This window comes from Pedobacter sp. AC163, from assembly GCF_979258665.1.
On record NZ_OZ409872.1, the window covers coordinates 731,485 to 756,339 of the forward strand.

At 38.5% G+C, this 24,855-nt stretch carries 24 protein-coding genes; 9 read left to right on the plus strand and 15 right to left on the minus strand.

Annotation, left to right across the window (positions count from 1 at the left end):
• The first annotated feature begins 300 nt into the window (after positions 1–300).
• Positions 301–768 carry a nuclear transport factor 2 family protein gene (locus ACZZZK_RS02945; RefSeq protein ID WP_463482786.1) on the plus strand — a complete coding sequence of 156 codons (468 nt, stop codon included), beginning with the start codon at positions 301–303 and terminating at the stop codon, positions 766–768.
• A 762-nt stretch (positions 769–1,530) separates the two neighbouring features.
• On the opposite strand, the gene ACZZZK_RS02950 is transcribed toward ACZZZK_RS02945, so the two are convergent.
• The 3 genes from ACZZZK_RS02950 to ACZZZK_RS02960 all read right to left on the minus strand — a co-directional run bounded on the left by ACZZZK_RS02950 (position 1,531) and on the right by ACZZZK_RS02960 (position 4,589).
• Complete coding sequence (locus ACZZZK_RS02950) at positions 1,531–2,157, minus strand: pyridoxamine 5'-phosphate oxidase family protein (protein WP_463482787.1); 627 nt, start codon at positions 2,155–2,157, stop codon at positions 1,531–1,533.
• Between the two features lie 144 nt (positions 2,158–2,301).
• The gene (locus ACZZZK_RS02955) at positions 2,302–3,111 is read right to left on the minus strand and encodes a helix-turn-helix transcriptional regulator (RefSeq protein WP_463482788.1); all 810 of its coding nucleotides are present in this window, start codon (positions 3,109–3,111) and stop codon (positions 2,302–2,304) included.
• Between the two features lie 59 nt (positions 3,112–3,170).
• Positions 3,171–4,589: an aldehyde dehydrogenase family protein gene (locus ACZZZK_RS02960; protein ID WP_463482789.1), complete on the minus strand. Its 1,419-nt coding sequence runs from the start codon at positions 4,587–4,589 to the stop codon at positions 3,171–3,173.
• A gap of 1,001 nt (positions 4,590–5,590) precedes the next feature.
• On the opposite strand from ACZZZK_RS02960, the gene ACZZZK_RS02965 reads away from it, so the two are divergent.
• From ACZZZK_RS02965 to ACZZZK_RS02975, 3 genes are all read left to right on the plus strand, one after another.
• Entirely contained in the window at positions 5,591–5,779 is a 189-nt protein-coding gene (locus tag ACZZZK_RS02965; protein WP_463482790.1) for a hypothetical protein, read from the plus strand.
• Positions 5,780–5,935: 156 nt separating this feature from the next.
• Entirely contained in the window at positions 5,936–6,619 is a 684-nt protein-coding gene (locus tag ACZZZK_RS02970) for a Crp/Fnr family transcriptional regulator (RefSeq protein WP_463482791.1), read from the plus strand.
• A 3-nt stretch (positions 6,620–6,622) separates the two neighbouring features.
• Positions 6,623–7,207 (plus strand): molybdenum cofactor guanylyltransferase, encoded by a 585-nt coding sequence (locus ACZZZK_RS02975; RefSeq protein ID WP_463482792.1) that lies wholly within the window; start codon positions 6,623–6,625, stop codon positions 7,205–7,207.
• On the opposite strand, the gene ACZZZK_RS02980 is transcribed toward ACZZZK_RS02975, so the two are convergent.
• The 7 genes from ACZZZK_RS02980 to nirB are packed head-to-tail and all read right to left on the minus strand — an operon-like array spanning position 7,202 to position 17,497.
• Positions 7,202–8,683, minus strand: a complete 1,482-nt coding sequence (locus tag ACZZZK_RS02980; protein ID WP_463482793.1) for a rubredoxin — start codon at positions 8,681–8,683, stop codon at positions 7,202–7,204. The two genes, ACZZZK_RS02975 and ACZZZK_RS02980, sit on opposite strands and share 6 nt — an antisense overlap.
• Before the next feature lie 2 nt (positions 8,684–8,685).
• Positions 8,686–9,192 (minus strand): nitrate reductase associated protein, encoded by a 507-nt coding sequence (locus ACZZZK_RS02985; protein ID WP_463482794.1) that lies wholly within the window; start codon positions 9,190–9,192, stop codon positions 8,686–8,688.
• 11 nt (positions 9,193–9,203) lie between these two features.
• Positions 9,204–12,752: a molybdopterin-dependent oxidoreductase gene (locus tag ACZZZK_RS02990; protein WP_463482795.1), complete on the minus strand. Its 3,549-nt coding sequence runs from the start codon at positions 12,750–12,752 to the stop codon at positions 9,204–9,206.
• Between the two features lie 27 nt (positions 12,753–12,779).
• Complete coding sequence (locus ACZZZK_RS02995; protein ID WP_463482796.1) at positions 12,780–14,144, minus strand: MFS transporter; 1,365 nt, start codon at positions 14,142–14,144, stop codon at positions 12,780–12,782.
• 33 nt (positions 14,145–14,177) lie between these two features.
• A complete protein-coding gene (locus ACZZZK_RS03000) occupies positions 14,178–14,573 on the minus strand; it encodes a hypothetical protein (protein ID WP_463482797.1) in 396 nt (131 codons plus the stop codon).
• 24 nt (positions 14,574–14,597) lie between these two features.
• Entirely contained in the window at positions 14,598–14,942 is a 345-nt protein-coding gene (gene nirD / locus ACZZZK_RS03005) for a nitrite reductase small subunit NirD (RefSeq protein WP_463482798.1), read from the minus strand.
• 47 nt (positions 14,943–14,989) lie between these two features.
• Entirely contained in the window at positions 14,990–17,497 is a 2,508-nt protein-coding gene (gene nirB / locus ACZZZK_RS03010) for a nitrite reductase large subunit NirB (RefSeq protein WP_463482799.1), read from the minus strand.
• 273 nt (positions 17,498–17,770) lie between these two features.
• Here nirB and cobA point away from each other — a divergent pair, with 273 nt between their 5' ends.
• Entirely contained in the window at positions 17,771–18,541 is a 771-nt protein-coding gene (gene cobA, locus ACZZZK_RS03015; RefSeq protein ID WP_463482800.1) for a uroporphyrinogen-III C-methyltransferase, read from the plus strand.
• A 450-nt stretch (positions 18,542–18,991) separates the two neighbouring features.
• Here cobA and ACZZZK_RS03020 read toward each other — a convergent pair whose 3' ends face one another.
• Positions 18,992–19,381: a nuclear transport factor 2 family protein gene (locus tag ACZZZK_RS03020; RefSeq protein ID WP_463482801.1), complete on the minus strand. Its 390-nt coding sequence runs from the start codon at positions 19,379–19,381 to the stop codon at positions 18,992–18,994.
• Between the two features lie 11 nt (positions 19,382–19,392).
• Entirely contained in the window at positions 19,393–20,289 is an 897-nt protein-coding gene (locus tag ACZZZK_RS03025; protein ID WP_463482802.1) for an SDR family oxidoreductase, read from the minus strand.
• A gap of 114 nt (positions 20,290–20,403) precedes the next feature.
• Here ACZZZK_RS03025 and ACZZZK_RS03030 point away from each other — a divergent pair, with 114 nt between their 5' ends.
• The 3 genes from ACZZZK_RS03030 to ACZZZK_RS03040 all read left to right on the plus strand — a co-directional run bounded on the left by ACZZZK_RS03030 (position 20,404) and on the right by ACZZZK_RS03040 (position 22,285).
• The gene (locus ACZZZK_RS03030; RefSeq protein ID WP_463482803.1) at positions 20,404–20,736 is read left to right on the plus strand and encodes a winged helix-turn-helix transcriptional regulator; all 333 of its coding nucleotides are present in this window, start codon (positions 20,404–20,406) and stop codon (positions 20,734–20,736) included.
• Between the two features lie 46 nt (positions 20,737–20,782).
• Complete coding sequence (locus ACZZZK_RS03035) at positions 20,783–21,655, plus strand: helix-turn-helix domain-containing protein (protein ID WP_463482804.1); 873 nt, start codon at positions 20,783–20,785, stop codon at positions 21,653–21,655.
• Positions 21,656–21,733: 78 nt separating this feature from the next.
• Complete coding sequence (locus ACZZZK_RS03040; protein WP_463482805.1) at positions 21,734–22,285, plus strand: cysteine hydrolase family protein; 552 nt, start codon at positions 21,734–21,736, stop codon at positions 22,283–22,285.
• A 251-nt stretch (positions 22,286–22,536) separates the two neighbouring features.
• Here the strand turns inward: ACZZZK_RS03040 and ACZZZK_RS03045 are convergent, their stop codons facing one another.
• On the minus strand, positions 22,537–22,845 hold the full coding sequence (locus tag ACZZZK_RS03045) for a hypothetical protein (RefSeq protein ID WP_463482806.1): 309 nt from the start codon (positions 22,843–22,845) through the stop codon (positions 22,537–22,539).
• A 65-nt stretch (positions 22,846–22,910) separates the two neighbouring features.
• Here ACZZZK_RS03045 and ACZZZK_RS03050 point away from each other — a divergent pair, with 65 nt between their 5' ends.
• Positions 22,911–23,063, plus strand: coding sequence for a hypothetical protein (locus ACZZZK_RS03050; protein WP_463482807.1), 153 nt, complete (start codon positions 22,911–22,913; stop codon positions 23,061–23,063).
• Between the two features lie 3 nt (positions 23,064–23,066).
• Here ACZZZK_RS03050 and ACZZZK_RS03055 read toward each other — a convergent pair whose 3' ends face one another.
• Both ACZZZK_RS03055 and ACZZZK_RS03060 read right to left on the minus strand, forming a co-directional pair.
• The gene (locus ACZZZK_RS03055; RefSeq protein WP_463482808.1) at positions 23,067–23,186 is read right to left on the minus strand and encodes a hypothetical protein; all 120 of its coding nucleotides are present in this window, start codon (positions 23,184–23,186) and stop codon (positions 23,067–23,069) included.
• 117 nt (positions 23,187–23,303) lie between these two features.
• Positions 23,304–24,722 (minus strand): family 43 glycosylhydrolase, encoded by a 1,419-nt coding sequence (locus ACZZZK_RS03060; RefSeq protein WP_463482809.1) that lies wholly within the window; start codon positions 24,720–24,722, stop codon positions 23,304–23,306.
• Positions 24,723–24,855: the final 133 nt, after the last annotated feature.

Genomic DNA, 24,855 nt, shown 5'->3' on the forward strand with positions numbered 1-24,855 from the left:
ATGGACTACGGTTAAATGTAGTGAATAATTCAAAACAATCAATTTTAGTTTCGTTTTAAATTAGCCTCAGCTGCTCAATCCCTTTAAGCCTATTTACAGATTTAATTGAAGTGCTAATTTATAATTAAGTCTTTTCTTGTATCCATGAGAGTAAGCATCCTGAAAAAGAGGAATAATAACTGGCATGACATTTAATTTCCATTATTGAGTTAACTTACTAATTGTAAGTATATTAATATCGAAAAAAGATGTTTATTTTTAAATAAATATTGATATCTCAAATTTAAAAAAATCCCTACAATGAAAACAATCTTTAGCACGGCTATACTTTTCCTGCTGACCCTTATTGCGCAGGCGCAGGTAGATACAACCAGTTATCCGAAAGAGCGGTTAGAAATAAAACAATTGCTGCGCAGCCAGAAACCCGGTACAGTAATCGATTGTGATGATTTTATTGCAGTTGGGCCAAAAGGCGATATTTCTTTCACCCGCCAGCAATGGATAGAAGCACAGAAAAAAGAAAAAGTTGTCTTTAGATATGTCACGCCCATTCCTGGACAAGAAATCATTAGGATTTACGAAGGAACGATGGCAGTTGTGAATGTACTCATCCAAGTTAGGCTTGGAATTGAAGGCAAAGATGTAGATATTAAGGTTAGACGGCTGGAAGTTTATCATAAAAAGCAAGGCAAATGGTGCAGAGTAGCCGGCCAGGGTACCCAGGTAGATGAAAATCTGTTTCCCGTAGATGCTACTGGCAAATTATAGTAATCGCCGAAAGGAAATTTTAAGAAGGAGGCGTCAGGTTAGTGTAATTGCTTAAGTCCATCTTTAGTAAAAAACGCAATACAAGGTAGTGAATTTCAAAGCCATGTATATATGCATTTCAATGATCGGAATTGAGTAGAATACTCTAAAATGAGTTTGACTGAGAGAAAATTTTAGAGCAAAAAAAAGCAGTTCTTTTCAGAACTGCTTTCAAAACTTTGAGGTTGGCGGCAGTCCGTGGTAGCAACAAATTCATTGATGATTTGAAGAGAATCGCAGAACTAGACGCGAAGATGACAGGGTACAATGAGCTCGGTAGGTTGATGAAATTACGAAAGGAAAGAGAAAAATTAATTCCTAAGGTTGTAGACAAGAAAACAAAAATCAGAGCTAAGCGAAAATCAAGAAAAGTGGCACTTCAGAAATGGATAATAAATATTACCGATTAAAGTCTGAACTTTTTAAAGTTTGTTATTATCCTTAAGGCCATATTAAAGTATTATGAGCATTGCTCACTTTAGTACCGATCATCGGGAGTATTTTCAATATTTGAAAGCCTTTTAACGGTCATTGTGGATAAGCCTGAGTAGATTGATCTCACCAAAATATTTGTTGCAAGTTTTTGGCTATCTTCATGTTTGTAAATTGGCGAGAGGGTGACAAATTTATTGGTATGTTCAAATAGGATGTAAACACAAACTTTATAGAGTGTATTGCAAATCTGTATCAGACTATACTCAAACTTTGCGACAAGCCAGTTGCTTATCGTAATTTGGTGAGTTCAAAGATCTGTTTTTTCAATTTTTCGTTTTCCTCCTTAAGTCTTTTTGCTTCCTCCATCTGGTCTTGAAAAGCTTCCTGAACTTCCTTTTGGGTATATCTTGGAGTTATGTGCTGGGGACAATTCCAGTCATAGCCTTGAATCTTAAAAAGCATAATGCGCATGGGCTTATACTTATAATCCTCCAGGCTGAGTTTTTCAAAAAGATCCGGACGATTGGACAAAGCGACTATTTCGACCTCGGCGAACATTTTTAATCTTGCCCTCGCAGCCTGATCCAGAAAAAATAAAGCTGCCTTGTTATTGGTGCTAATATTTCCCGTAGATATATATTGTTTATTTCCTTCAAAATCAATAAAACCTAGGGTTGAAGGATCAAGAACTTTTAAAAAGCCTTTCGGGCCTCCCCTGAACTGGATATAAGGGTAGCCGCTTTTGCTGATGGTTGACAAATAAAAATAATCCTGTTGAGCGATAAAACCTATCTCTTCTTCAGTGAGGCCTTCAGTGTCTCTAAATTGGGCCATCCGAGCATAGCCTGCCCGACTACCAAATTTTTCCTGTAATATTTTCACCTCTTCGGTAAAAGCAATGTCCTGATAGTTCATTTAGTTCTGGTTTGTCTTACAAATAATAAAATTAAATTTGAGGTTATAGTTATTATTATCATTCACTTACGCTTTTGGTGTTTGATTCTTTTTCCTCAATATCTCTTTAATTCCAAAAGTCCAGCATTGCTTTTGAACAGTGAATCAAGAACTAGTTTTGTTTATTAGAACCTTTGAAGGCGGTATACCATACTTATTTTTGAAGGCTCTTGAAAAATGGGATAAATCTTCAAAACCCAGGCTCAAGTATATTTCCGCGGATTTTTTATTTGTTGTTTTTAAAATCCTGTCTGCCTCCTCCAACCGGCGGTCCAGCAACCACTTTCCAGGAGATGTCTGGAAAACTTTTTCAAAATCCCTTTTATAAGCTGCCAAACTTCTCCCACTCAAATAAGCAAAACGCGATAAGGGAAGATTATATCTGAAATTTTCCTGCATAAATCGGGAAATATCTGTTTTGACGGGCTCCGAAAAGTCGAAAATGACATCCTGAAGTTCCGGCTGCTCTTTAAGCAGGATAAGTAGCGTTTCTTTTATCTTTATCTGTATTAATTCCGCGTTCGCAATCTCATCAACCTCATTAAACGCCTGCAAAGATTTCGCATGTGCTTCATACAAGGGATGTTTCTTCAACTTGATAACTGATGGACTACGTATACGATAACGTGGATGATAACCATGGGCATCCGCAAAGGATCTTAGCATTTCGGTTCTAAAAGCGACACTCAGGGATATATACGGACTGGTTTTGGAAGGCTGTTTACAGTATTTTAAAAGCCTGTTCTTTCTGACCAGCCGAAAGCTACCAGCTAAAAATTCCTGTACATGGCCATCATCGTCCACCATCAGCTTCCCCGAAATCTGATAGCTGAATAAAAGTTCCTGTGTATACTGTTCACCGGAAAAAGGTTCATAGTAATTAGTCGAAATGTTGATTTGCCTTGATGCCAGCATAAAAAATACATTTAAGAAACAAAACCCGCTGGTGCTTATAAGTACCAGCGGGAAGATAATTAAAATTTTGTAATTACTTTTGGCTCTACGTATTCTTCAATTCCATAAACCCAGGATGTCCTTCCAATTCCAGATTGTTTAAATCCTCCGAATGGTGATCTGCTTTCTTTGTTAACCACAGTATTGATAAGCACCCTGCCCGAAAGAATCTCGCTAGCCACGTACTTAAGTGTTTCAGGATCCTTACCGCTAACGTATCCCGACAAGCCATAAATGGTATCATTAGCGATCTCAATGGCCTGTTCAATTGTATCATATTCAATGACAGAGAGTACAGGACCGAAAATCTCTTCACGTTCAATTTTCATACCTGGCTTAACCCCTGCAAAAATAGTGGGCTTAGTGTAGTATCCTTGCAGGCCATCCGGATGTCCAAGACCTCCGACTAAAATTTCTGCCCCATCGTCTATCCCAGATTGAATATATTGCTGAACTGTTTCATACTGTTTCGCACTAACCAATGGGCCAATAAGGCTGTCATGAGAATGGAGATCACCGATTTTAAAATCCAGCGCCGACTTGATAAGTAAGTTTTTAATCTCAGAATATTTGGATGAGGGAATAATCAGACGTGTTCCTGCATGACAAGCCTGTCCACTATTAGTGAAAGCGATATATAGCGCTCTGGGAATAGCCGTTTCGAGGTCAGCATCTTCCAAAATTACATTCGGCGATTTTCCGCCAAGTTCCAGAACTACCCGTTTCATTGTATCTGCTGCTCCGCGGTAAATGATTTTACCAACATTGGTTGAGCCAGTAAATGTTATTACTTCAACATCGGGGTGTGCTGTGAGGGCGGCACCAACTACATTACCAGTGCCATTTAAAATATTTATGACGCCGTCAGGAATGCCCGCTGAGTGAAAACATTCTGTTAAAATTTGTGTTTGTTCTGCGCTGATTTCACTAGGTTTAATTACAATAGTGCACCCAGTTGCAATTGCAGGCGCAAGTTTGCCACAAATATGGGTATAATCTGCATTCCATGGCGTTATCGCTGCGATCACGCCTAATGGTTGGAGGATAATTGTTGCATGCTCAAGTGTCTTTGGAAATTCAAAACCATCCATAGCATCTTTCGTATCAAGAAAAATTTGGGCTGCGTAATGTGTGCGGCCTTTAGTTGCGCTGATGGGTGAGCCATATTCACTTACTGCAACAGCATTAAGATCATCCTTACGATCCATAATTGCCTGTGCTAACCTCTCCAACATCTCCCCACGCTCTTTTATAGTGGTTTTTGAAAAAGTTTTAAATGCTTTTTTCGCTGCAGCAACTGCAAGATCAACATCCTGCCCATTCGCCAACTTAACCTCCGAGGCCTTTGTACCATCTTCAGGATTAAAAAGTTCCAGGCTTTGCTGACCTATCGGAGAAACAAATTTGCCGTCAATGTAGATTTTATCAATTGTTTTCATCTTATTTTTTTTTCTGATGCAAAATTAATGAACCCAAATCCTTTTAATTTGCCCCATAAGCTCAAACCAACTTGTCTTAAAAGCTCAAGACAAATATTTTAAATTTATTAAATATCCCTGGTTATAAACCAATTAGACCGCAATTTCAATTTGGAAAGTTGAATGACCTAAAGGTTCTTCAACATGCGATGCAGGTATTGTTTTTAATGTAAATTTTAGAAATAAAACTACCTTACCTCTTTAAGTAAATGGAGTACTTTGGTAGAATACTCATCGGTTGAAGCGCCATAACTGGCAAGAAAAAACCTCAATTACCCTGCATTGATTCAATCGCATATAGTGATACTTCACCTACAGGGCCAGTATCGCCTTCGTTATTATAAATATCTACAATCCGAAATCTTCTATATTGAAGTTATTTTTATTTTTGAAGAAGCTATTCGTTTCGAGATTGAAATCGAGTATAAAGCCTCTTTCTTAGATCTCCTCGAGTGCAGTGGCGAGTACGTCATAGTAGAATTTAACCTTCATAACCTTTAGTAAAAGGTTAAAGGGTGAAAACTCCAGGAATTTAGAAGGTTCCAATCCCTCAAAACAATCTTTTTTATATTGAGATTTTGCCACTTGCGTGCATGAACCAATTCATTTAACCCCTTTTCGCCAATTCTCTAAAATACAGACAAGCAAAACTTTACAGCAAATATATTCTGGTGAGGCGGGGTCAACGTACTCTGGTTTATCCAGCCATTGTCCTAATGGTACTCGAACACCTGTTTTAAGGCATTTAAAACTAAATTATATATGTAATTAAAGATTTTTGTATTTAAATCACCGAAAAAGTGAATAATATGTCGAACACCAAAAAAATCTCAATAAAAGTATACACTGAACTGAAAAACAGATGATTAATGACAAAAAAAATGGGACGAAAATCTTGTGAAAAGACCTCGTCCCACTGGGGGTCGACAACGGTTCGAATTAGTAATAAATTTATTGCTGATTTGAAGAGAATCGCAGAACTAGACACTAAGATGACAGAGTACAATGAGCTGGGTAGGTTGATGAAACTACGAAAGGAAAGAGAAAAGCTAATTCCCAAAGTTGTAGACAAAATGAAAAAAATCAGAGCTAAGCGAAAATCCAGAAAAGTGGCACTCCAGAAATGGATAATGAATATTTCTGATGATTAAATATTAGATGGATAAACCATATGCATATTTCAAATTATTGATGGAGAAAAGCACTAACTGAAATCACTAATTTTATTATGAATGGACTTAAAGATATAATTTTAAAAACAGCTTTATAAACTGCAACGATTTGTACTTTTGTTAATTATTTAAACAATGAAAAAAAATAACAGCTGCAATTTAGAAGCTTGCTTGATGTGTAAGCATACCTTACCTGAGTGGCATGCTGTAATAAATAGCCATAAACGCAATTTCGTTGCTAAAAAGGGCGAGGTTATTATTAAGGAAGGCGAGCCTGTAACAGGTGTTTATTTTGTCACATCGGGCAATGTTAAGGTGCATAAACATTGGGGCGATAAAGAATTGATCATCCGCTTTGCAAATGATGGTGCTATTTTCGGTCATCGCGGTATTGGTACTGCAAACAGCAATTACCCGATTTCAGCAACTGCTCTGGAAACGACATCATTATGCTATGTTGATATCGAATTTTTCAAAACTACGCTTAAAGTCAACCACGATTTTGCTTATCGTTTATTAATGTTTTATGCTGATGAACTGCAATCTTCAGAAAAGAAAATGAGAAACCTTGCGCTAATGTCGGTAAAAGGCAGGTTAGCTGTTGCAATATTAAGCCTTAAAACGCAATTTGGTTTAAATAGCGAAGGTTTTTTAAATCTGGCTTTAAGTCGGCAGGATTTGGCAGCTTACACTGGGGCTACCTACGAAACTGTTTTTAGAACAATGAACGAACTGCTGGCCGAAGAACTCATCCACGTAAAAGATAAAATGATTGGCATTTTGGATGAAAATAAACTGCTGGATTTGAGCAATAAGTAAATCATGATTGGGGTTGTTTTATGCGGCGGACAAAGTGTAAGGATGGGAACCGATAAAGGTTTATTAAACCATCAGGATAAGCTTTGGGCTGAATTGGCTGCCGATAAACTGAGATCCATAGGCTTGCATGTGAAATTTTCAGTAAATCTAACTCAGGAAAAAAAGTACGCTAACTATTTTAATAAAGCACAGTTAATTACAGACCATCAATCGCTTGATTTAAAAGGGCCCTTACTTGGCGCTTTATCAGCGCATCTGGCAAATCCGAATGATGATTTGTTTCTATTGGCCTGTGATATGCTGCTAATGCAAACGCATATTTTGGAGAAATTAAAGCAAGCTTTTGTTGTTTCTGATGCTTTCGATGCTTATATTTTTATAAAAAGCGAACAACAAGAGCCATTGTGCGGGATTTATACCTCCAGAGGTTTGAAAAAGATATTGCACATGCTTCAAGATGGTAAATTGCTTGGACGCAGCATGAAGTTCGTATTATCCAATTTAAACGTCTCTGAAATTCTTATTGAGGATAAGGATTATCGCTGCTTTGATAACTTCAATTCTGATGGGGAAGTTAACGGCTTATAATAACATCAATTCTGATTGCTCGATTGGCCCAAAATTACTTTTATCTGCTTCGCAAAGGATGCAGCAATAATCTTCAGATAAATCTTTAAAAGCTGTTCCTGGCAAGATGTTATTTTCCAGTTCTCCAAGCTGCTCATTGTAAACCGTCAAGCAATCGCTGCATTGGTAAAGCACAACTTTGTCTTTGCTAGATAAATCTTCGGTTTTCATATTTACAGATTGCGGATTACTCTTTAAAGCACTTTGGCGCTGCTTATAAAATTTATAAACCGCTCGTCTAATTTGCTCAGGCAATATTAATCGTGGGTTGCCACGACTAAAAATCTCGCCGGTACGTTCGTTAGGGTTGAAATCCTTCGCACAAAGAATATCATAGACTGGAAATAATTTTATCCCCCATAAACTAATCACATATCTTTTTCGGATTAAAATACTGCTAAAAATTTCACTTTTCTTTCGGGTTTTAATTCCAAAACAAATACCGAAAGTTCGGGTATCATTAATGCTTAAATGCTTAACCAAAAAGTTCTTTAATTCCAGTCCTTCCAAACAATTATCTTCTACCTGAAAATTGAGTTCGTTCGCCGCATGGCGCATATTCAGCTCAAATTCTTCCAGTAAATCGTTCCAAAGTTTTTTGTCTTTTTCTTCAATGCCTTTTACCACAATGGTTTTCCACGAAGTGCAGCAAAACTGACCAAGTTTGGTATCCAAACACAACTGGCAAAGGCGTTTCAAAAAAGCAACACTAAACAATTCATCTCTACGGTAAATACCCAGCCAATATTTATTGTTGTAACGGTTTAATCCTTCGTAATACGGTAAATTGAAGGTTGATAAAGCAACAGGTTTTTCGACAAATCTAAGTACAAAATCTTCCTGATTTAAATACGCAAAAAGTGCTTCGCCATTGACGGTCTCGTTATCTATAAATTGCGATGGATAATCCGTAATAATCTTTTCAATCGCCTTAGTTAGCTTCGCAATGTGGTTGGTGTAGCAAAGCTGTTTCCACTCGTAAATTACATTGGTTTTTGGAAAACGGATAATTAAATGCCAGTAATGTTCTGCTTGCGAAGATGCAATCCAATTGATATTGCCCGTAAGCATGGGCGTAAAACTTTGGTTGCTATCGCAAATATTTACCTTCACTTTAGGTTTGTAATCAATATCATCCAGAATATCTTTATAAATACCGTCCGTTAACCAGCTGTTGCGTATAAAAATTTCTTCAGCTGGATAAGAACTGATAATATTTGGCGAATTATTATTATCAACTTCGTAAGCAATTCCTAATTTATCAAGCTCAATCGTAAAACCTGGCAAGTTATAATTTGCGGTATCAACCAATAATTGTTGGCGCAAACCGAAACGAACAAACCCGATTTTTGCCTTACTGGCTGCCACCAATATGTTGTACAAATTGCCAGGAGAAATAATCCCGCCAGGAAAATTGATGATAATTGTTTGGTCCATTTTTAAGTGTTGATTAAGCCAAATTCCAATACCGCTTTAGGGAAATTCATGTTTTCATGCCCTGATCTGCAAAGTTTCAGTAAAGCAAATCTTTGTATGTTGCTTAGGTTTTGCCATTGGCTGATGGAGATTTCCAGATTTAACTCGGTAGATTTTTCAATCAGCATTTGCGGAATTTGCGCTAAGTTATTCCATGCTGGCTGCATATCTACGGCAAATTCTGTTGCATTTTTTCCTGTATAAATATGAATCAGATTGATTAAGTATGTTCTATATTCAGCAGTTTCTATTGTATTTGAAATTGGCAAAAGAGCCAATTCTATTCTTTCCATTGGATGAAACCGACCCCATTCGCCAAGCTTTAGCTTTATGCCTGCCAAATCCAATTTAAAACGAACCACCATTGGAATGCAGCGAACGTTTTCTTCCATAAAATCTTCTTCGAATTTGAAATATTCAATGCCTTCGAGATTAATAAATTCAGATGGTTCCACTTCTACTTTCATCATTATTTTAAGTTTTATTCAGCTAATGCAACTTTTGGAGCTGTTTTTAGCACGTTAATAAAGGAATCGAGAATAGCCTTTACTTCAGGGCGGCAACTTCCGCAACCCATTCCTGCACCTGTAAGCTGGCAAAGTTGCAAGTGGTCTTTACAGCCATCTTTTATTTTATTAATTAAATTGCCCTCCCCCACATTGTTGCAGCTGCAAACCATTTTTCCAATAATTGGTTCGGCAGTTTTGCCACTTCTTAATAGTTGAAGCCTTTTTTCACTCAGCTCCATTTTATTTTCAATGAGGTTTCTAAACTCCAGAAACTCACTTTTATCGCCCACTAATATGGCGCCTACTAACCTGTCGTGATGTACAATGCACTTTTTATAATAGCGCTTGGCCTTATCAATAAAGGTAATTTCCTCATAAGTTGGGTCGTTGTCGGGAACTTCCGCCAAACCTAGAGAGCACAATTCCAAGCTGTGCATTTTTAAAATATTCATTAGCAGGCTGCCCTGATAAAACTTAGCAATATCACCGCAAATAAATCTGGCCACAATTTCGGCCTGTTGCTCTGCCGCGGCGGTGATGCCATACATTTGCCCCTTAAATTCGGCAATTTCGCCAATGGCAAAAACATCCTGCTCGCTGGTCCTTAAATATTCATCAACTACAACGCCTCTTTTGCATTCAATGCCAGCATCCTTAATTAATTCGGTATTGGGCATTGTTCCGATGGCAATAATCAGCGATTCGCAATCAATTGATAAACCACTTTTCAGGCGGATGCCCGATATTTTTTTTTCACCGATTACGCGATCAATTTCATCATTATAAAAAATTTCGATGCCTTTACTAATCAGTTCTTCATGTAATAACTGACTTGCCAAGCCGTCCAATTGCCTGCCCATTAACCGCGAAATCCGTTGAATCACACTTACCTTCGAGCCAGTTTCTGCAAGCGATGAAGCCAACTCAATACCCAATAAACCACCACCCACAATAACCACTTTTCCGTTAGTTGCCGCGGCATGTTTTTTAAAACTATCCGCATCATTTCGGCTCCGCATGGTAAATATACCGTTAAGCGGCGGAATATCCTTTAGCATAAACGGCCTGCTTCCTGTGGCTAAAAGCAAAATATCGTAATGGTGGATTTCGCCTTTACTATCCACAACCGTTTTATCAATTCTGTTGATTTTATCAATACCTAAACCGCGATGGAGCCTAATTCTATAATCAACTTCCTCGCTATCGCTCATTTTAATCAGGTTGTGCCATGGCAAAGTGCCAATAATATAATCGGGTAAAAGCACACGGTTATAAAACGGAAAATCTTCCCTGCTGAAAATCTCAATATCATCTTCACTATTTAAGGCTCGGTAGCTTTTCACAAAACCACAAGCACCTGCACCAGCACCAATTACAATTAATTTTTGCCTCGGTTTTCGATAAAGTTTTACCTCAACTGCAGTAAATTTAAAATCGGGTTCTTTACTTTGTGGGTCAACCAGGTTATTGGTTAAATTATTTACCCGATTTAAATCGCTCTTTAAAATTTTGCCCCAATGCATCGGCATAAAAACAACTCCAGGTTTAATATCTGTCGAAAATTTAGCTTTCAAACGCACATTTCCGTGCAGGCTGTTCATTTCAACTACATCATTATCCTTAATATTTCTTTTTTCCGCATCTGCGGGATGAATTTCCAGAAACGACTCGCTAATGTGCTGGTTGAGTTTGTTTACTTTACCTGTTTTGCTGCGGGTGTGCCATTGGTCTCTTATTCTGCCAGTGGTTAAAATCAGCGGATGCGCTGGCGTTAAAGGTTCAGATTGATTTTGACCATCAAAAGAAATGATATTTGCCTTTTTATCCTGCGTAAAAAACTGATGATTTTCAAACAATCTGGTCGTTCCAAAAGCTTTTTCTTGTTTGGGGTAAGGCCATTGAACGGCTCTTTTTTCTTTCAGAATTTCATAATTCAATCCGCTGATATCGATATTTGTACCTTCGGTGAGTGCGGCGTGTTCATCGTAAATGGCGGCGGCATTTTTAAAATCGAAACCCTCAAAACCCATCTTTTGAGCGAACCTGCAAATAATTTCTGCATCAGGTAAAGCTTCGCCAGGTGCTTGTATCACTTTGCTTAAATACGAAATGTAACGCCCCGCATTGGTCATGGTGCCTTCTTTTTCGGCCCAAGCTGCAGCAGGAAGAACCACATCAGCATATTTCAGGGTCTCAACCGTGTTGCTAATATCCTGCACCACCACAAACTTTGCCTTTTTTAAGCCTTCTTCTGCTTTTCTAACATCAGGCAAGCTAATTAATGGGTTGGTGCATAAAATCCAGATCGCTTTCAGCTTTCCGGTATTCAACTCATCAAACATTTCGGTAGCGGTAAGCCCAGGTTTTGGTTGGATTGTACCCAAAGGGATCTGCCAGAATTTTTCTACCTCATTGCGATGAGTTTCATTGTCTAAATTTCGATGAGCAGGAAGCAGATTGCTTAAGCCGCCAACTTCTCTGCCGCCCATTGCATTCGGTTGGCCTGTAAGCGAAAAAGGTCCGCTGCCAGGTTTGCCGATATGCCCGGTAATTAAATTGAGGTTAATGAGCGATAAATTTTTGTTGGTGCCTACGACACTTTGGTTGAGGCCCATCGTCCACATGGTAATAAAACCCTTCGCATTGCCTATAAAAGATGCCGCCAAACGAATATCGCTTTCCTCAATTCCACAAATACAGGCAGCTTCCGGTAACGAAGTTTCGAAAACGGTTGAACGATATTTTTCAAAACCATTGGTCCTTTTTGCAATAAAATTGAGGTCGATGTTTCCATCTTCAATTAAACATCGGCCAATGGCATGATGCAGGGTAATATCCGTACCAGGATTAAGTTGTAAATGAACATCGGCAAGCGAACAGGTTTGCGTTTTTCGTGGGTCGCTCACAATAATTTTCAGGTTCGGATTTCTCTCTTTCGCGGCCTCTACCCGTCGCCACAAAATAGGATGGCACCAGGCAGGGTTTGCGCCAGCCACGAAGATACAATCGGCAATTTCAATATCATCATAACTAATGGGAACGGTATCTTCGCCCAAACTCATTTTATAACCCACAACCGCACTGCTCATACATAAGCGGCTATTGGTATCGATGTTATTGCTGCCGATAAAACCTTTAATCAATTTATTTACAACATAATATTCTTCGGTTAAGCACTGCCCACTAGCGTAAAATGCAACGCTGTCTGGACCATGTTTTGCTATTAATGCCTTGAAAACCATCGCTGTGCGTTCCAATGCCTTATCCCAACTCACTTGTTGTAATGGCATATTTTTGTTGTACCGCATGGCGGGATAAAGCAATCTATCGCCCTTATCGTTTGCGGTGTAATGCAAATTCATGCCTTTGCTGCACAACATCCCTTTGTTTACAGGATGGTTTTTATCGCCCTCAACAGTAATGCGTTCCTGATTGTCTTTACTAACCACAATGCCGCAGCCAACGCCGCAATAGCAGCAGGTTGTTGTATTATTGGCAAATGTGTTGTTTTCTATCTTCAAGGTAATAAGGAATAAGTCGTGTTTAAATTAGTTACTTGTAGCAAAAGCCAATTCTTCTACTTTTGCTTTCTTTTGAGCCATTACCGTTCTGAAAATAAAAACGGCAACACCGATTCCCAGAATGATATAGCCCAATAATGTAAACGCGGAAGTATAATTTATCAGGTCTTTTTGAACGGTTTGCCCATTTTCGATAACGGTTTTGGTTAAATGACTGGCCTCTAATTTAAACATAAAAGCGATGAGCATAGCACCGATATTGCCACCTGCACCAACAATTCCCGCAACGCTACCAACGGCAACAGGGTTGATAAACGGAACCAAACTGTACGTAGCGCCATTGGCCATCTTTAAGCTCAAGCCAAAAACAAACATCATAAAAATAGCCATCCCGATGTTGCCAGATTTGGCAAACCAAATTAGCCCAATACCTTCAATTAACAATAAAATGGATAAGAGCAGGGTTTTGCCATCGAAGCCCCAAACTTTGCCAATTTTATCGGCAACAATGCCGCCCATTGGCCTAGCGAAAATGTTTATCCAACCAAAAATACCCGCTACCAAACCTGCAATGGCGATGGTTGCACCAAAAGAATCGGTAAAAAAGATGGGTGCGAAATTATCAACAGTGATTTCTACGCCGAAACAAGCGGCATAGGCAATGGTTAAAATCCATGTTCGGTAATCTTTTGCGGCAATAAGAAATGTGTTTTTGCTGCTTTTAATGGTCTCGTCTTTCAGGTTTTTGAAATCGCCCTGCGGACTATCCTGAGTGTAACGGTAATATAAAAATGCACATACTAAAAGCATAATGCCAGGAAAAATCATTGCATAACGCCAGCTATCTGCCGAACTGCAAAAACCCAAAGCCGTTAATGCGGATGCGATTAGTGGCATAAATACGTTCGCTGCACCACCGCCAGCATTTCCGAAACCGCCTGCGGTGGCGTTTGCTGTGCCTTTAATGTTTGGCGCAAACATAATAGAGGTATGAAATTGCGTAATCACAAACGATGCGCCGATTACGCCGATGGCTAACCTGAAAAGTAAAAATGAAGTGTACGATTGGCTGGTGCCGATAAGCAACACTGGAACGGCACAAAGCACCAATAGCCAGGTGTAAATAATTTTGGGCCCGAATTTATCTATCAACCTTCCGATTAAAAGGCGGGCAAGGATGGTTGCCGAAACGGATGCGATTTGGATATTCCCAACCTGGTCTTTTGTAAGATGCAATTGTTCTCGGGCTATTTTCATTAATGGTGCCATGCCGAACCATGCAAAAAAGCAAAAGAAAAAGGTAAGCCAGGTAATATGAAAGGTTTTCATTTGAACACCTTTGAGCGAAAATATATTTAGTTTATCGAGTGGTTTGTTTGTTTGAGCTGTCATGGGGATCGGTTTAGATTTTAAGGTTGATTTGAATTAAAATTTGTAACCCAGGCCTGCGCCCACGTTCCATTCACCGTTTTTGGCCACTGTTTTAGCATTGTAGTAAAAGGGTAACTGAACCGCAAAATGATGGAATACCGCGGTTAACCCGAAACCTAAGTTTGGGGTAACTAAACTGTTTTTGGTGGCTCCAGCAGCAACTTTGTCTTCCTTAAACCTCAGTGTTGGTAGTAAGCCTGCGGCAATTGAAAATGGTTTTTTAGTAAATTTTACACTCGGACCTGTACAGTTGAGGTAAGCGCCATGATCTACATAACCTGCAATGATTGTTCCATCAAAAAGGCTGAAATTTGTTTGTGCTTTGGCTCGAAATGAAAGCAAAGCTATGGCAAGGCAGCCTAAAAAAGCCACATAATTATTGATTTTCATAATTTTAAGTTTGGTGTTGAGCGGCTAAACGTTTAATGCAATGTAAACCGTTCCGTTTTCTACTTTTACGGGATAAGTTTTAATGGCGCATTCATCTCCGCTTAAACATTCGCCGGTTTTCAACGAAAAATTCTTTTTATGGAACGGACAAGCTACCTTAGGTTCATCGGTAATGGTTCCAATCATGCCCCGGCTTAAAGCCATTTGCTTACGGTGCGGACACTCATTTTGCGTGGCATACCATTCATTTCTTCGGGTAAAATAGAAGAGCGCAATTTGTTCCTCTCCATGTTTTACGCACACCCCTCCGTTTTCTACTGCATCCTCAACACGACATGCGGCTAACCAATTTGTTGTTGTTTCTGTCATAATTGTTTGGTTATGGTTGATAATTTGTTGGTTGATTTTATATTTGGTTAGACTGATTTCCATTCCGGAGTGCGTCTTTGTCCACGCATCTCTACGAATTCTATTGTTGGGTCTTTTTCTTCTGGCGCATTAACAAAGTGTGAAAAGCGTTTTCTGATGGCAGGATTTTCTACCGCTTCTTTCCATTCGCATTTGTACGTATCTACCAATCTTTCTATTTCTACTTCCCATTTTTCGCCCATGCCGAGGCTATCGTTAACTACCACGTTGCGTAAATATTCCATCCCGCCTTCCATTTTATTTAGCCAGGTTGCGGTTCGGGTTAATGGGTCGCCTGTGCGGATGTAAAACATTAAAAAACGGTCGATATACTTGATGCAGGTTTCGCTGTCTACATCAGCTGCAAGTAATTGAGCGTGTTGGGGTTTACTGCCGCCGTTGCCGCATACATAAAGGTTCCAGCCTTTTTCTGTGGCGATTATGCCAAAATCCTTACTCTGTGCTTCTGCACATTCACGGATACAACCACTTACCGCAGATTTAAACTTATGCGGCGCCCTGATTCCGCGATAGCGCTCTTCAATGCGGATGGCAAAACTTACGCTGTCATGCAAACCAAACCTGCACCAAGTGCTTCCAACACAGCTTTTCACCGTTCTTAAACCTTTGCCGTAAGCATGTCCACTTTCAAAACCAGCAGCAATCAATTCTTCCCAGATGATTGGCAAATCGTTCAGGTGTGCGCCGAACATATCAATTCTTTGTCCTCCTGTTATTTTGGTGTAGAGGTTGTATTTTTTGGATACTTCGCCAATTACAATTAATTTTTCAGGGGTAATTTCTCCACCCGCAACACGAGGAACAATAGAATACGAACCGCCTTTTTGGATATTGGCTAAAAACCTGTCGTTGCTGTCCTGTGCGGTATCATTTCCTCTTTTAAGAATCATTTCATTCCAAAGACTTGCCAGTAAGGAAGAAACCAAAGGTTTGCAGGTTTCACAACCGTCAGATTCGCCGAGTTTATCTAAAACTTCATCGTAGCTTTTTAGCTGATGGATGTGAATCAGGTCGTATAATTCCTGGCGACTGTAATTAAAGTGTTCGCAAATTACGTTTCGAACATATTTTCCTTGCGCTTTTAGGGTGTGAAGCATCAAATCTTTTACCATTGGCATACAGCCACCGCATCCAGTTCCTGCTTTGGTGCATTTTTTTATACCATCAATTGTTTCGCAACCTTGTTCAGTTATCGAATTGCAGATATCGCCTTTGGTAACACCTTCGCAACTGCAAATTAACGCAGCATCTGGCAAGCTTTCGATGCCAGCGCCAGCTTGTTCGCCGCCACGACTGCCCAAAATTAATTCTTCAGGATTTTCTGATAGCGCAATTCGGTTAACACTGGTTTGCAACAGCATGTTGTATGCTGTTGCATCGCCAATTAAAATACCTCCTAAAAGGTACTGCCCGTCATTACTAATGTTTATTCTTTTATAAATGCCCTTATGTTTGTTTTCAAAAACAATGGTTCGGCAATCTGGCTCGTTAATAAAAGGGTCGCCGAAGCTGGCTACATCAATCCCTATTAATTTGAGTTTAGTGCTCATATCAAAACTTTTGAAAGATTTGCTTTGTGCGCAAAGATTTGATGCCAGTACTTCTGCCATTTCATAACCTGGCGCAATCAACCCGTAAATCATTTCTTCGAAAAGGGCGCATTCGCCAATGGCAAAAACGCATGGGTCGTTGGTTTGCATTTCGGTACCTACAACAATCCCACCCCTTGCACCAACGTTAATGCCGCATTGTCTCGCCAGTTCATCTCTTGGTTTTATCCCTGCAGATATTACTAACATGTCAATCGCCAGTTCGCTGTCATCGCTAAATTTTAATCCGCTGATGCTGGTACCGCCCTCAATGCTACTCGTGTTTTTGTTGAGGTGTATTTGCAGGCCTAAATCAACCAACATTGATTTTAGCATTTCGCTTCCAGCCAAATCAATTTGTCTGGGCATTAGGCGAGGTGCAAATTCGATAATGCTGGTTTCTTCTATACCCAAATCTATCAAGGCTTTGGCCGCTTCTAAGCCCAATAAACCGCCTCCAATTACCGAAGCTTTTTTAGCTTTTTTTGAATAAGCTGAAATCAAATCAAGATCTTCAATGGTGCGATAAACAAATACACCATCTTTTTCGATTCCTTTTATATTTGGTACAAATGCTGCCGAGCCAGTGGCAAATACAAGAAAATCGTAATTAAATTTTTCGCCAGATAAAGTAGAAACGGTTTTAGCCATTCTATCTACGCCAGTAACTGGATTGTTCAGGTAAAGGTCAATCTCTTGTTCCTCGTACCAGGTCGCAGTTGACATAGAAAGGTCTTCAGCTGTTTTGCCATTAAAGTATTCACTTAAATGAACCCTGTCGTAAGCTCGTCTGGGTTCTTCTCCAAAAACAATTAATTTAAATGAATCAGACTTAGATTTTAGCTTTTCGCAGAATTTGTATCCTACCATGCCATTACCAATTACAATTACTTTTAATTTATTCATGGTTTTTAAGTTTTTTGTAGTTCTCGGATGATTTTTTATTAAAAATTTATAAAATTTTAATAGATATAATTTTTAGACATCATTTATCATTAGTTTTTTTGAAAATAAACTATTTGTTATTAATATTTATATGATAATTGATATTCAAATATATGTTTTTGTTTTAATTTTTTGATATAAACATGATTTTTATCATAAAATATTACAATTTTTAATAATTTTTCATCACTTTTATAAATAAATAGCTATTTCGTTAAAAATAAACAGATTAAAATGGAAGATTTTGGACTTTTTATAATGGGTGCGGGTCCTGGAGATCCAGAATTATTGACCATGAAAGCCTATAATGTATTGAAAAGAGCAGATGTTGTACTGTATGATAATCTAAGTAACAATAAATTGCTGGAAATTGCTCCGATTGGATGCAAAATGGTATATGTCGGTAAAAAACCTTATGAAAGTTGTACTCCTCAAGAAAAAATCAACGAATTAATTGTAAAATATGCCAAAAAAAACAAAGTTGTAGTCCGTTTAAAGGGTGGCGACCCATTTATTTTTGGCAGAGGCTTTGAAGAATTACTTTATGCGGAAAGCCACGGTGTTAAATCGCAGTACATTCCAGGGATTAGCAGCATGCAAGGCTCTGGCTTTATAGATGTTCCATTAACGCACCGTGGCATTAGCGAAAGTGTTTGGATCATCACTGGCACTAAAAAAGACGGAAGCTTGTCGAATGATTTGGCTTGTGCGATGAAAACTTCGGCTACCGTAGTTATATATATGGGTATGCGAAAACTCGCAGAAATTTCGTCAGCCTACAAAATGGCGGGCTTAGGTTCTACGCCAGCGGCGATTATTCAACACGCAACATTGCCACATCAAAAACAAGGCACCTGCGAAATTAAAGATATTCAGGAAATGGCTTTGAGAGAAGGCTTAGCTTATCCTGCACTAATAATTATCGGCGATGTAGTTAAAGCAAGAGAAATCGTAGCTGCACAGCATTATCCATTACACAACAAAACATTGAAAATAACTGCGTAATATGTTCTTTGGCATATCTTCATTTTGGTGAAGAATCTGTACCGTCATGCATTTCCTTTCATCTGGTCTGATGGGGGCTTTCCTTTACGATTTATTTAGATAAAATTTCCATAAAAACGATCAATTAATCTGACCCCATTCTACCAATTCTCTAAAATACAGAAAAGCAAAAATTTACAGCAAATATATTTCCGGTGAGATGGGGTCAATTTGCCCCGGTTTATCTAAGCCGAGAAACAATACTTATAAATTATCAGCTAATTACAAAGAAGAAGCATGTTGAATAAGTGCATCATGTAATCCTGCTGTTCCACAAGGATTTTGTGTCAGATATCAGACGGACTGAAGAACGAAATTCAATCCGTCTGAATGTTATTTAAATTTTTATACTATCACTGACTGTTTGAATTGTGATTCTCGAATATACATTACCGAAAGCTATTAGTATGCTTATCTTCCAAAAAACTTATCGTCCACCGTCTGGTCATCTGAAAATGTCCAAACATGAACGATTTTACCTGCCTTGACTTGAAATAAATCCATCCCACCCAAATCCATCACTTTCGATTCTTTTTTGGCACTAAACCAAACGGGAACTGATACCATATCTCCACTTTCCAGAATTGCCCCTGTGGGTTTGACGAGCATCTTTCCTGATGTATGCGTTATAATGCCATCAAACATTTGGAAAATCTCAGCTAAATTATTTTTTAAACCAGAAAATTTATTATTTCCTGGTTGATACCATTTGGTTTCTGGGGAAAAATTGGAAAATGCTTTTTCCATTTCACCTTTTGCCAATGCATCAAAATATGCTGCTACAACTTCTTTGGCTTCCATATAAACTTAATCTATTTAATGAAATAACTTTTGTTCTCGCTTGCCCATTGAGACAACAAAGTCATTTTAACGGGAAGTTTTTCCAAAACTTCGTTCATGTCGGGGTTAAATTTGGAAGGATATTCTGTTGCATTTTGAAGATTTTCATAATAGGCTGCAACGCTGTTTGCTCCTGCCTCTCCTACCATAGGTTTTAGTATATCACCGAATTCCTGGGGTTTTTGCGGATAATAAACAATTTCTTCACCGACACCATTGGAAAATGCCGACGCTAATTGATTTCCTTTTAAATTCTCCAAGCCACTTATTTTGAAATTATCTGCTTTTAAGTTTTCATTATAAATAGCCTCAACTACAAAGGCACTGACATCTCTGGCTGCAATCCATCCAATTGGCATGGGCTCTGGTGTGGGATAGGCAAGTTTTTTATCATTACTAATAAAAGGTGCGCAAAATGGTCCCATCATATTTTCCATATAAATAGTTGGTTCGAGAATTACGTAATCTACTCCGCTGGCTTTTAAATAATCCTGAACATCCAATTTTATATCATCAACTGGCGAACCAACTTTTTGAGATTCCAACCAGCCGCTGGTATTCCAAACGATTTTATTTACTCCATTTGCTTTAGCAGCATCAATTACATTTTTAGCATATTGTAAACCGTCAAAAGGATTGGGCAGCGAAACAGGAATCATGAAGGCAATTGCATCGATGCCTTTAGTAATCTTATTGATTTTATCCGCATCAGCTAAATTTGCTAAAACCGGTATTGCTCCTGCGTGCGATAATTTATCAAAACCTTTTTCTGAGCTTGTCGCAGCAACTACTTCGGCACCTTTTTTCTTTGCTTCGCCTATTACATTAAATTGTTGTGAGCCTGTAGCTCCGAATACTAATATTTTCATTTTACATTTATTTTTTTAGTAACACTTGCACAAAAATACATTAGTACGTACTTTTGTACAAGTACTTACCTATCAGTTGGGTACTAACCAAAAAGTTAGAAATATTGATAATCAATGGAAAAAAGTTTACAAATAAATCCGCCCTGCGACGACAGGTGCCCAGTAAGAGCTTCGTTATCACTGCTTAGTGGTAAATGGACATTGATGATATTGTTTCAGATCAATGGGAATGTAGTTCGATATGGTGAGCTAAAAAGGGCCGTCACTGGAATCAGTGAAAAAATGCTGATACAGGAATTGAACATGCTGGTAGAAAATAAATTAGTAAGTAAAAAAGTTTATCCAGAAATTCCTCCTAAAGTAGAATATACTTTAACTGAACTGGGATTGAAAACTTTGCCTATTGTGGATCAGCTGGCTGCATTTGGCCTGGAGAATTTAGTTTAATATCTCATTAAAAACTAGAATAATAAATGCTCAAAACAACAAAAATATGAGAACCCAGAAATTTCATAAAACAGAATGCGGGGTAGATTTTCTGATTAATATTCTGCCTTCTGATGAAATCAAAGAGAGCTATCTTGAGAAGGAAATTTATGATACCGATTATCTGGAAATCGTTTTTTTTAAAAAGGGCGACGGTCATCTGATGTTGAATCACGATAAAATAAACATTACTGACAACTGTATTATATTCATTTCACCTTTCCAAAAACGACAGTGGAGCCTGAAACCTGATGATCTGGAGTTTACAGTTTTGGTTTTTCAGGAAGATTTTTTAAATGATTTTTTTGCTGACAAATTATTTACCTATCGTCTTTTATACTTTTATCAATTAGAATATCCCTTAAATCTACAGGTTGATGATGCGCTCATTGAGAGGTACTATTCTCTTCTTGCTGAAATTAAATTGGAACTGGTCAAAACTAAAGCCGACAGTGTTCACATCATCCGATCACTGATTTATTATTTGCTTCAAAAACTTAACCGTGAATATGCTGAAAAACATCATTTGGCAATCGAAAAAAATAAAAATAACGATGCTTATCTATTCAAGCAATTGATAGAGACCCACATTAAAGAAAAACAACGAATTACTGAATATGCCGAACTGCTAAACATAAACCGAATTACCTTGAATAAATCTGTCAAAGAGCAATTCAATGTTACAGCATCTAAATTATTAAAACAACGTTTGCTTGTGTCCATCAAGGATTATCTTATATATTCTAAACTTACAGTTGGTGAAATTGCTTTTGAGCTTAACTTTTCTGAACCTAACCATTTAATGCGCTTTTTTAAAAACCAAACTGGCGTTACCACAACTGAATTTCTAAATGAATATCAAAATGGTAGCAATTCATAGTGTTTTGGTATTAAGCCTGGTATAAAACCTACTTAGCTTTGTCTCATAGATGTTTGAAACAAGTAAAATATAAAAGCTATGAGCAAAAAAGCATTAATAATTATCGACATTCAGAATGATTATTTTGAAAATGGCGCCCTTGAATTAGTAAATCCTTTGGCAGCAAGTTTGAACGCCGGTAAAATATTAGAACATTTTAGAGCAAATAATTTACCAATTGCCCACATACAACATGTTTCGGCTAACCCAGAAGCTATGCCAGTCTTTGTGGAGGGAACAAAAGGGATAAAAATCCACGAAAATGTGAAACCCCTTGATGGAGAAAATGTTTTTCAAAAGTTTTATCCAAACAGTTTTAGAGATACAGGTCTTTTAGACTATTTAAAAGAAAACGAAGTATCAGAATTGATCATTACTGGAATGATGACGCATATGTGTGTAGATGCCACAACACGTGCTGCATTTGACTTTGGTTATAAATGTACTGTTATCAGTGATGCCTGTGCTTCGAGAAACTTGGAAATTAATGGAAGAACAGTGAAAGCGGATGATGTGCATCATGCATTTTTAGCTGCACTAGCATTCATCTATGCCGAAATAAAAAGTACTGAAGCGCTTCTGTCGGCATAAAGTTAAAGTCGATATCAAAGCATCAAACTGAGCTATTGTTCAATTTGATGCTTTCTTGGTTTACGTACCCTTCAGCTGATAGTGAGTAAAATATTGAAAAGTATCACAGACTATATGAATGACCTCTAAAAACGAAAGGATCAAGTAAGCCAGCTATTTACTGCGACATGGCTAAAGTCAATATAGAGAGAGTTTAGATCCTCAGATGATCGATAGTTTATTAGTTCCATAGCGGTTACAATTAAGCCAATCTAAGTTATACTCTTCCATATTTCATCATTATTTAGATTTACTGCTAACCGGTTTGATTCCTTGATCGGTCGGCGTAATGATTTTGATGGCTCCATCGTCCTCAAATTCCATTCTGTATCCAGTGTATATGCATTCGTGGATCCCCATTTAAGCGCAGGTTGTCCGTTGCCGGTGGTCAAAAGATTATGTGTACGAACATATACTGGCACCTCACTTAGCATGAAAAGTTCTGAGAGCAGTTTCTTTCCATCCTTCATGTAAGTATAATTTGGCTCATCGTAACCAAACAATGACCAGACAGGGCTCATCTGCCCTACTGGTTTGGAAAAGTCGACGGTAACTCGAGCTGGATTAGGCTTGTTGTTTTGAGCAAATGACTCAGGCAATACCATTACAGAGAAGAAAAAATCAGGATGTATTGAGTTCTTTTATTGCTTATCATGGTTTGAAAAGATTGTTTAATATTAAACTGGCGCATGCGGTGAGGCTGGGAAATAAGAAATTTGGCGATAATATCATGAGCTAAAGATCAGTGCTGCTGATTGGGCACCCCGTAAAGTCCAGGCGAACCCAGATCAAGGAAAATTCTGTCTAGAATTATACCTGGGTCAATTTTGACAATTTTTAAGGTATGTTTTCCTGCTTTCATCCAGATCTTTGTTGATTATCTGATGGCAGAATTGGACAGTACATTTTCTTTCCATTCCTCGCTCCTTCCTACCGTTTCAAATTCATAATCTGAATTCACCATACCAAATATTCCGTTTCAGCGCTTAATGATAAGCTTATCGAAAGAGAAAGATGTACCGGTACTTCCATATAGATTTTTTCTTTTGTCTGACCAATTACTTTTCTCGCCTGTGATCATTACAGACAATGTGTATTTTCCCTTTTTAAGCAAAGGAGTGATGTATTTAAGTGACGAATTTGCATACTTACTATAATTATCCACGAGATTTGATAGCAGTACTTTTCCTTTTGCATCGGTGAGCTCAATGTTAACGTACCCTCCGGAAGGACTGGAAAAACCATAAAGGGCAGCTTGTGTACCTTCAAAGCTGACTGTAAAGGAGTTGCCTTTGACCGCTGAAGATGTCACTGCAATACGATCATTAGTTAGCAGCCATTCTCCAATGTATCGGATGCGGTGATGATCACTATTTACAATCGTGTCTCCGATGATCTTATCTGGAACAAACTTGCTGCTAGGGCTTATTTTCCAGCTATCATACCATTCGGACATCGACAGGTTTGTATCGATAAAACTTAAAGGTTGCCAGACATAAGTAGCTGCACTGGCTTGTTTGGGATAGGACCATCTGTCACCCATGAACATAAACGTAGTATCTTTGGCGCTTATGATCGGTAGGACGAAAGTGGTCTGGGAATTCCAGGTTAGGCTTCCGGGGCGTGAGAAAAACCCTTTTTTGGTCCATGGACCACTGAGCTTATTTGATGTATAATAGTAATTGTCATTTCGCTCCCAGCTGGTCAAATCTGAGCCCAAAAAATAATAGACATTGTCCTTTTTTAACATGGCGGGCGATTCAAATCCCGGCGTCATGCTCCCGTTGACCTTTTTAACAATACTTTTGTAGTCCGCGCTGAGTTTATATATCTCTCCTCCATGAATCAGCAAATACCCTGAACCGTCATGGTCCTGAAAAGTTCCCATATCCCATTTGCGAATTGCCTGTCCGTTAAACATCAATGAACCCCGAAACCGGTAAGGGCCCGTAATGGATGAAGATGTGGCATAGCCGATAAACTGATCGCTATAACCCAAAGTATCCACATGCATAAACATCACATATTCTCCCGTTTCCGGGCTCTTCATGACTTTAGCGCGTTCACCGATTCGTTTAGGCCCAAGTTTTCCTGATGTTTGCCTGGGAAGTGCCAGACGTTCAAATTTCCAGCTTATCAGATCAGCAGAAGAATAGCAGCTAAAACCTTCAAAAGCATTGCTGGTGTCTGAATGTTTCTCTCCAAATAGATAATACCTTTTACCTTCTTTTATGATACAGGCGCCGTGTGCGCTCAAGGTGTTTCCTTTATCATCAACGAGTGGAACACCTGAATGAATCGCCTGATATTTGTAACGCGGCTGTGCGCTGCCAGTAAAAGGAAACCACAGGGCAAGGATTAAAATCACCTGCATCATTCTATTGATATTGATTTTCATTTTTTCTGCTTTAGATCAAAAAATATTTATGATCAATAATCCTTTAACCGACGGTTATACATCGTGGCTCATATGTTTCTTGCGGCATTATTATTTCTGGATATGGCCGATCGCAGATATCCATCGATCAGCA

Excerpts from the sequence above, each read along its gene's own strand:
- ACZZZK_RS02945 (WP_463482786.1), top strand. The coding sequence starts at position 301 with ATGAAAACAATCTTTAGCACGGCTATACTTTTCCTGCTGACCCTTATT.
- ACZZZK_RS02950 (WP_463482787.1), bottom strand. The coding sequence starts at position 2,157 with ATGAACTATCAGGACATTGCTTTTACCGAAGAGGTGAAAATATTACAG.
- ACZZZK_RS02955 (WP_463482788.1), bottom strand. The coding sequence starts at position 3,111 with ATGCTGGCATCAAGGCAAATCAACATTTCGACTAATTACTATGAACCT.
- ACZZZK_RS02960 (WP_463482789.1), bottom strand. The coding sequence starts at position 4,589 with ATGAAAACAATTGATAAAATCTACATTGACGGCAAATTTGTTTCTCCG.
- ACZZZK_RS02970 (WP_463482791.1), top strand. The coding sequence starts at position 5,936 with ATGAAAAAAAATAACAGCTGCAATTTAGAAGCTTGCTTGATGTGTAAG.
- ACZZZK_RS02975 (WP_463482792.1), top strand. The coding sequence starts at position 6,623 with ATGATTGGGGTTGTTTTATGCGGCGGACAAAGTGTAAGGATGGGAACC.
- ACZZZK_RS02980 (WP_463482793.1), bottom strand. The coding sequence starts at position 8,683 with ATGGACCAAACAATTATCATCAATTTTCCTGGCGGGATTATTTCTCCT.
- ACZZZK_RS02985 (WP_463482794.1), bottom strand. The coding sequence starts at position 9,192 with ATGATGAAAGTAGAAGTGGAACCATCTGAATTTATTAATCTCGAAGGC.
- ACZZZK_RS02995 (WP_463482796.1), bottom strand. The coding sequence starts at position 14,144 with ATGACAGCTCAAACAAACAAACCACTCGATAAACTAAATATATTTTCG.
- ACZZZK_RS03000 (WP_463482797.1), bottom strand. The coding sequence starts at position 14,573 with ATGAAAATCAATAATTATGTGGCTTTTTTAGGCTGCCTTGCCATAGCT.
- nirD (WP_463482798.1), bottom strand. The coding sequence starts at position 14,942 with ATGACAGAAACAACAACAAATTGGTTAGCCGCATGTCGTGTTGAGGAT.
- nirB (WP_463482799.1), bottom strand. The coding sequence starts at position 17,497 with ATGAATAAATTAAAAGTAATTGTAATTGGTAATGGCATGGTAGGATAC.
- cobA (WP_463482800.1), top strand. The coding sequence starts at position 17,771 with ATGGAAGATTTTGGACTTTTTATAATGGGTGCGGGTCCTGGAGATCCA.
- ACZZZK_RS03020 (WP_463482801.1), bottom strand. The coding sequence starts at position 19,381 with ATGGAAGCCAAAGAAGTTGTAGCAGCATATTTTGATGCATTGGCAAAA.
- ACZZZK_RS03025 (WP_463482802.1), bottom strand. The coding sequence starts at position 20,289 with ATGAAAATATTAGTATTCGGAGCTACAGGCTCACAACAATTTAATGTA.
- ACZZZK_RS03030 (WP_463482803.1), top strand. The coding sequence starts at position 20,404 with ATGGAAAAAAGTTTACAAATAAATCCGCCCTGCGACGACAGGTGCCCA.
- ACZZZK_RS03035 (WP_463482804.1), top strand. The coding sequence starts at position 20,783 with ATGAGAACCCAGAAATTTCATAAAACAGAATGCGGGGTAGATTTTCTG.
- ACZZZK_RS03040 (WP_463482805.1), top strand. The coding sequence starts at position 21,734 with ATGAGCAAAAAAGCATTAATAATTATCGACATTCAGAATGATTATTTT.
- ACZZZK_RS03045 (WP_463482806.1), bottom strand. The coding sequence starts at position 22,845 with ATGAGCCCTGTCTGGTCATTGTTTGGTTACGATGAGCCAAATTATACT.
- ACZZZK_RS03050 (WP_463482807.1), top strand. The coding sequence starts at position 22,911 with ATGACTCAGGCAATACCATTACAGAGAAGAAAAAATCAGGATGTATTG.
- ACZZZK_RS03055 (WP_463482808.1), bottom strand. The coding sequence starts at position 23,186 with ATGAAAGCAGGAAAACATACCTTAAAAATTGTCAAAATTGACCCAGGT.
- ACZZZK_RS03060 (WP_463482809.1), bottom strand. The coding sequence starts at position 24,722 with ATGAAAATCAATATCAATAGAATGATGCAGGTGATTTTAATCCTTGCC.